General features: G+C 70.4%; 5 protein-coding genes and 1 pseudogene. All 6 read left to right on the forward strand.

Going from position 1 to position 5,466, the window contains the following annotated elements; genetic code table 11:
• Positions 1-787, forward strand: a pseudogene (locus RSA25_RS04635) (hypothetical protein); the annotation flags it as partial.
• A 406-nt stretch (positions 788-1,193) separates the two neighbouring features.
• Positions 1,194-1,628 (forward strand): pyridoxamine 5'-phosphate oxidase family protein, encoded by a 435-nt coding sequence (locus tag RSA25_RS04640; RefSeq protein WP_332807731.1) that lies wholly within the window; start codon positions 1,194-1,196, stop codon positions 1,626-1,628.
• Between the two features lie 12 nt (positions 1,629-1,640).
• Positions 1,641-2,381: a DUF72 domain-containing protein gene (locus RSA25_RS04645; protein WP_332807732.1), complete on the forward strand. Its 741-nt coding sequence runs from the start codon at positions 1,641-1,643 to the stop codon at positions 2,379-2,381.
• Positions 2,374-3,102 carry a DNA-formamidopyrimidine glycosylase family protein gene (locus tag RSA25_RS04650; protein WP_332807733.1) on the forward strand — a complete coding sequence of 243 codons (729 nt, stop codon included), beginning with the start codon at positions 2,374-2,376 and terminating at the stop codon, positions 3,100-3,102. Before RSA25_RS04645 ends, RSA25_RS04650 begins: the two co-directional genes overlap by 8 nt.
• Positions 3,103-3,274: 172 nt before the next feature.
• Complete coding sequence (locus RSA25_RS04655; protein WP_332807734.1) at positions 3,275-3,949, forward strand: methyltransferase domain-containing protein; 675 nt, start codon at positions 3,275-3,277, stop codon at positions 3,947-3,949.
• Positions 3,950-4,103: 154 nt separating this feature from the next.
• Complete coding sequence (locus RSA25_RS04660) at positions 4,104-5,375, forward strand: MFS transporter (RefSeq protein WP_332807735.1); 1,272 nt, start codon at positions 4,104-4,106, stop codon at positions 5,373-5,375.
• The last annotated feature ends 91 nt before the right edge of the window (positions 5,376-5,466 follow it).

Genomic DNA, 5,466 nt, shown 5'->3' on the forward strand with positions numbered 1-5,466 from the left:
CGACGAGCTGCGCCGCTGGCACGATGCCGCCCCGCAGGTGCTGGTCGGCATGGAAGGCGCCCCCGGCCACCAGGCCACGCGCGTGGAGCGCGGCCTGTATCGCAATGAGGCGGCGCCCACGTTCGGCGGCTTCGACCAGATGACCACGCAGGTGGGCGGGGTGTGGGATGCCCTGCTGGCCGAGGGGCGCCGGTTCTGGATCACCGCCAGTTCCGATTCGCACGTGAACCTGCGCGACGGCGGAAGCGATTTCGACCCGGGCGAGTACAGCAAGACCTACGTCTGGGCGCGACCGGAGGCGACGGACATCCTGGACGGGCTGCGCGGTGGGCGCCTGTTCGCGGTGACCGGCGACCTCATCGACGCGCTGGTGCTGCGCGTGCGGCCGGCCGATGGCCACGCCCGCGCCGCCACCCTGGGCGATACGCTGGCCGTGGCACCGGGCGCGCGGCTGCGCGTGGAGCTGCGGGTGCGCCAGCCGACGGCGGCCAATGCGGCCGGCCAGCATCCGCGCCTGCAGCAGCTGGAACTGATCGTGGGCAGCGCCGGCGATGCCGGCCAGCCGAGGATGCAGACCCGCCACTTCACCGCGGCGGACTGGCACCGTGACGGGCCGTGGTACAGCGTGCACTGGGACCTGCCGGCGCCCGCCAACGGCGGCTTCGTGCGGGCCCGCGGCAGCAGCACCGACGAGCCCACCCCGCTGGCTGACGTCAAGGGCGAAGACCCGTGGCAGGACCTGTGGTTCCATTCCAACCCGGTGTTCATCGAGCCTGCGGCACCGTAGCACCGCGCTGGGTGTGGCAGGCGCGCGCATCGCGCATCATCGGCGGCACCGTATCAAGGAGGGGATGGGATGCCCAAGATATCCGTTCGATGCGCGATCGTGCTGGCTGCCGCGTGCTGCGGCGGCTGCACGGGCGATGGCATGCACGCGTCCTATCCGGATCTGGCCACTGCCAGGAAGGAGGGTGCGATAGCGCGAGTTGCCGCATCTACCAGTGCGACGAGCCGGGCGGGCGCAACGCGAATTTCCTGGCCATTCCACTGGAAGGCAGCACGGTCCTGTTCTGGCGAGCCTGAGCGCGTCGGGCCAACACCGCGCGGCGCGTGAAGGCCACGCCAGCATCCGTGCACGGTGCGGTCACTGTAGCGCGCGGACGCTGGCAGCCTGTCCCCAGCACGGAATCGCCATGACCACCCTGACCCTGCCTGATCTGGCCAAGAAGATGGCCCACATCGACTTCACCCTGCTGCAGACCCACGCCGACAGCGGCGACATCGCCGCCCGGCCGATGAGCAACAACGGGGACGTGGACTACGACGGCGACAGTTGGTTCTTCACCACCGAAGACACCGACATGGTCCGCGAGATCTCGCACAACCCGAAGGTGGCACTGAGCTTCAGCGGCAGCAAGTCGTTGCTGGGCAAGCCGCCGCTGTTCGTGGCCGTACAAGGCCGGGCGGCGCTGATCCGCGACCGCGCCACGATGGAGCAGCATTGGGTGAAGGACCTGGAGCATTGGTTCGAGCAGGGCGTGGAGACGCCCGGCCTGGTGCTGATCCACGTCGCCGCCACCCGCATCCACTATTGGGATGGCGAAGACCAGGGCGAGATCGTGCGCTGAGCGATCGCCGCCATGGGGGCTGCGCACGTGCCGCGGATCGGATGCGCCGGCTGGTCCATCCCCGGCCGCGATGCCGAAAGGTTCGGCGCCGGCGAGAGCCAGCTGGCCCGCTATGCGAGCCGATTCAACGCCGTGGAGATCAACTCGTCTTTCTACCGCCCGCACCGGCGCTCGACGTATGAGCGCTGGGCGGCAAGCGTGCCGGCCAGCTTCCGGTTTTCGGTGAAGCTGCCCCGCACGGTGTCCCACGAGGCGGGGCTGGTCGGTGTGGGCACGTTGCTGGACCGTTTCCTCGATGACGTGCAGGGCCTGGGCGACACCCTCGGCGGGCTGCTGCTGCAATTGCCCCCCGCGTTGGCGCTGGACGCGCGTCGCGCCGGCGGCTTCTTCCGCGCGCTGCGGCGTCGCAGCGCGGTGGCGGTGGTGTGCGAACCGCGCCACGCCAGCTGGTTCACCGCGCAGGCCGACGTGCTGCTGCAGCGCCACGGCATCGCACGGGCGGCCGTGGATCCGGCACGGTTTCCGGGCGCCCGCCAGCCCGGCGGCGCACCCACCTGGGCGTACTGGCGCTGGCATGGTTCCCCCCGCATGTACTACAGCGACTACGACGACGCGGCATTGGCCGACCTGGCGGGGCAGGTGGCGGCCGGGCGTATCGCCGGGCAGGCGCCGTGGGTGATCTTCGACAACACCGCGCACGGTTTTGCCATCGGCAACGCCCTGCGCCTGCAGGGGTTGGTCGCGCATGCCTGAAGGTCCGTCCATCGTCATCCTGCGCCAGGACGCGGCCAAGTTCCGCGGCAAGACCGTGCGCCGTGCGCTGGGCAACAGCGGCCTCGACCTGACCCGCATGGAAGGGCGCCGGGTGCTGGCGCTGCGCAGTTTTGGCAAGCACTTCCTGGTCCAGTTCAGCGGTTTCAGCCTGCGCGTGCACATGCTGATGTTCGGCAGTTACCGTATCGACGAACGCAAGCCGTCGCCGCCGCGGGTGTCGCTGCAGTTCGACAATGGCGAGTTGAACATCTACGCCTCCGCGGTGAAGTACGTCGAGGGTGCGCTGGAGGAGACCTACGACTGGCGCGGCGACGTCATGGCGCCCGAGTGGGATCCCCGCCTGGCGCGGCGGCGGCTCAAGCAGCAGCCGGACACCTTGATCTGCGATGCACTGCTGGACCAGGCCATCTTTGCCGGGGTGGGCAACATCATCAAGAACGAAGTGCTGTTCCGCACCCGCGTCCATCCCTTGTCCAACGTGGGCGATATCCCACCGCGCGTGCTGGGCAAGGTGATCGCGCAGGCGCGGGCGTACAGCTTCGATTTCCTGGCGTGGAAGCAGGCCGGGGTGCTGCGCAGCCAGTGGCAGGTGCATACCCGGCACACCTGCCCCTCCTGCGGCGGCCCGTTGTCCAAGACCTACCCGGGCAAGACCCGGCGACGCACGTACTTCTGCCCGAACTGCCAGGTGAGGTACTGACGCCTGCCGTGGGGCAGTGAAAGCCGGGTGCCATCGCTGCTGTAGGATGGGGCTGTCACACGCCGTTACGCGCGTCCTGCGCGGTCTGTTGCCGACCGTTCGCTTCGCTCCACTTATCGAGTCCGGTCCTCCTGTCGGGGTGGCCGCTCTCCCCGTGTTTCACGGAGCGCACATGCCGGGCTATTCCACCCGCATCCTCACCATCCCGGTGGGCGGCCATGACTATCGCATTCGCGCACTCAGCGACCTGCAGCAGTTTGCCGACCCCACCGGCCGCGCCCAGCGCGCCGGCATCCATTCCTCGCTGTGGAGCCTGTTCGGGCAGGTGTGGCCGGCCGGCCGCGTGCTGGCTGAAACCATGAACGGCGTGGACCTGGCCGGCAAGCGCATCCTTGAACTCGGCTGCGGGCTGGGCCTGGCCAGCCTGGTGCTGGCCCATCGCGGCGCCGACGTGGTGGCCAGCGACCACCACCCGCTGGCCGAATCGTTCCTGGCCTACAACGCCGGGCTCAACGACCTGCCGGCGATCCACTACCGCGACCTGCCGTGGGAACTGCCGGATACGACACTCGGCCGCTTCGACCTGATCATCGGCAGCGACGTGCTGTACGAGCGCGGCCATGCCCTGCAGATCGCGGCGATGATGCAGCGCCACGCACGCCCCCGCGCCGAGCTGTTGCTGACCGATCCGGGGCGCGGCAACGTCGGCCCGTTCTCGCGGGCGATGGCGGCGCAGGGCTATGCGGTGGACGAGGCCTACGGGCTGTTCGACGACGAGGGCGATGCGCCGGGGCGCGGGCGGCTGCTGCGCTACACCCGCGAGGCGGCGCCCGCGCTGGCCGGGTGAGTCGGCCGCGGCGGCGATGTGGTGGCGATGTGAGTCCATCGGCGCACATGGTGCAGTAGGCTCGGCGCTCCCTGTTGCCGATCTGCCTGCCGATGCGCGTACTCCTTACGGCCTGTCTGAACTGCGTGGCGGCGGCTGCGCCGGTGCGCGCCGCATGAGCGTGGCCACGCCGCCCGATCCGCCACGGCGGACGCGTTCGATGATCATCGCCGGCCTGTCCACCGTGGTGGAGTGGTACGACTTCACCCTGTATTTGTACCTGGCCACGGTGCTGTCGCGGGTGTTTTTCGGGGGTGGCGAGGATGCGCTGCTGGCCACCCTGGCCGGCTTCGCGGTCTCCTACCTGATGCGGCCGCTGGGCGCGCTGTGCTTCGGCCACCTGGGCGATCGCTTCGGGCGGCGCTACATGCTGCTGGCGTCGATGCTGCTGATGACCGCGGCCATGCTGGCCACCGCGCTGCTGCCCACCTTCGACAGCATCGGTGCCACCGCGGGCGTGTTGTTGCTGCTGCTGCGCTGCCTGATGGCGTTCTCGGTGGGCGGCGAATACACCGGCGTGGTGGCCTACCTGCTGGAGACCGCGCCCACGCGGCGGCGCGGGCTGGTCACCTCGTTGGCCTCGGCGGCCAGCGAGGTCGGCGCGCTGCTGGCGGTCGCCTTGTCGGCGGTGACGGTGGCGCTGCTGAGCAGTGCGCAGCTGGACGCGTGGGGCTGGCGCATTCCGTTCCTGGTCGGGGCGGCGCTGGCCGGCGCGATCCTGCTGGCGCGCTCGACGATGCACGAATCGCCCGAGTTCGAGCGGCAGCAGGCCGCAGGCAGCGTGCCGACCTCGCCGATCCGCGACACCTGGCGCTTCCATCGCGGTGCGGTCGCACGCACCTTCGCCATTTCCGCGCTCGGCTCGATCACCTACTACGTGGGCATCACTTACGTGCCCGCATTCCTGGGCTCGGTCGGGGAGGTGGGGGAATCGGAGGCCTTGTGGCTGTCCACGCTGGCGGCGGTGGCGGTGATCGGGGTGACCCCATTGGCCGGTGCGTTGTCCGACCGGGTGGGTCGCCGGCCATTGCTGATCGCGTTGGCGATCCTCGGTGCACTGCTGCCGTTGAGCATGTTCAGCCTGATGGCGGGCGGCGATACGGTGCTGATCGGCCTGGCCGCGGTGGTCCTGGCCTGCCTCGCCGGCGGAGTGAGCGCGGTGGCGGCGCCGGCCACCGCCGAGCAGTTTCCCGGCGAGGGGCGCCTGAGCGGCCTTGCCCTGGGCGTGACCATGGCCACCGCCTTCTTCGGCGGTGCCACGCCGCTGCTGGCCGAGCTGCTGGTCCGCCATACCGGCTGGGCCGCCGCCCCCTGCGCGATGATCGCCGCGGTGGCCGTGCTCGTCCTCCCGGTGATGTGGACCCTGCGCGAGACCCGGCCGACGTAACCGGACGAAACCGGGTAGTGCCGGGGGGGGGGGGCGGCGGGCCAAAAACCCGCGGACACCCCGGCGGGGGGGGGGGGGGGGGGGGGGCGGC

Origin of the sequence: Stenotrophomonas sp., assembly GCF_036662295.1 — a bacterium.
GTDB lineage: Bacteria > Pseudomonadota > Gammaproteobacteria > Xanthomonadales > Xanthomonadaceae > Stenotrophomonas.

Bases quoted from the DNA above. Each gene is read 5' to 3' on its own strand.
- RSA25_RS04640 (WP_332807731.1), top strand. From the start codon at position 1,194: ATGACCACCCTGACCCTGCCTGATCTGGCCAAGAAGATGGCCCACATC.
- RSA25_RS04645 (WP_332807732.1), top strand. From the start codon at position 1,641: ATGGGGGCTGCGCACGTGCCGCGGATCGGATGCGCCGGCTGGTCCATC.
- RSA25_RS04650 (WP_332807733.1), top strand. From the start codon at position 2,374: ATGCCTGAAGGTCCGTCCATCGTCATCCTGCGCCAGGACGCGGCCAAG.
- RSA25_RS04655 (WP_332807734.1), top strand. From the start codon at position 3,275: ATGCCGGGCTATTCCACCCGCATCCTCACCATCCCGGTGGGCGGCCAT.
- RSA25_RS04660 (WP_332807735.1), top strand. From the start codon at position 4,104: ATGAGCGTGGCCACGCCGCCCGATCCGCCACGGCGGACGCGTTCGATG.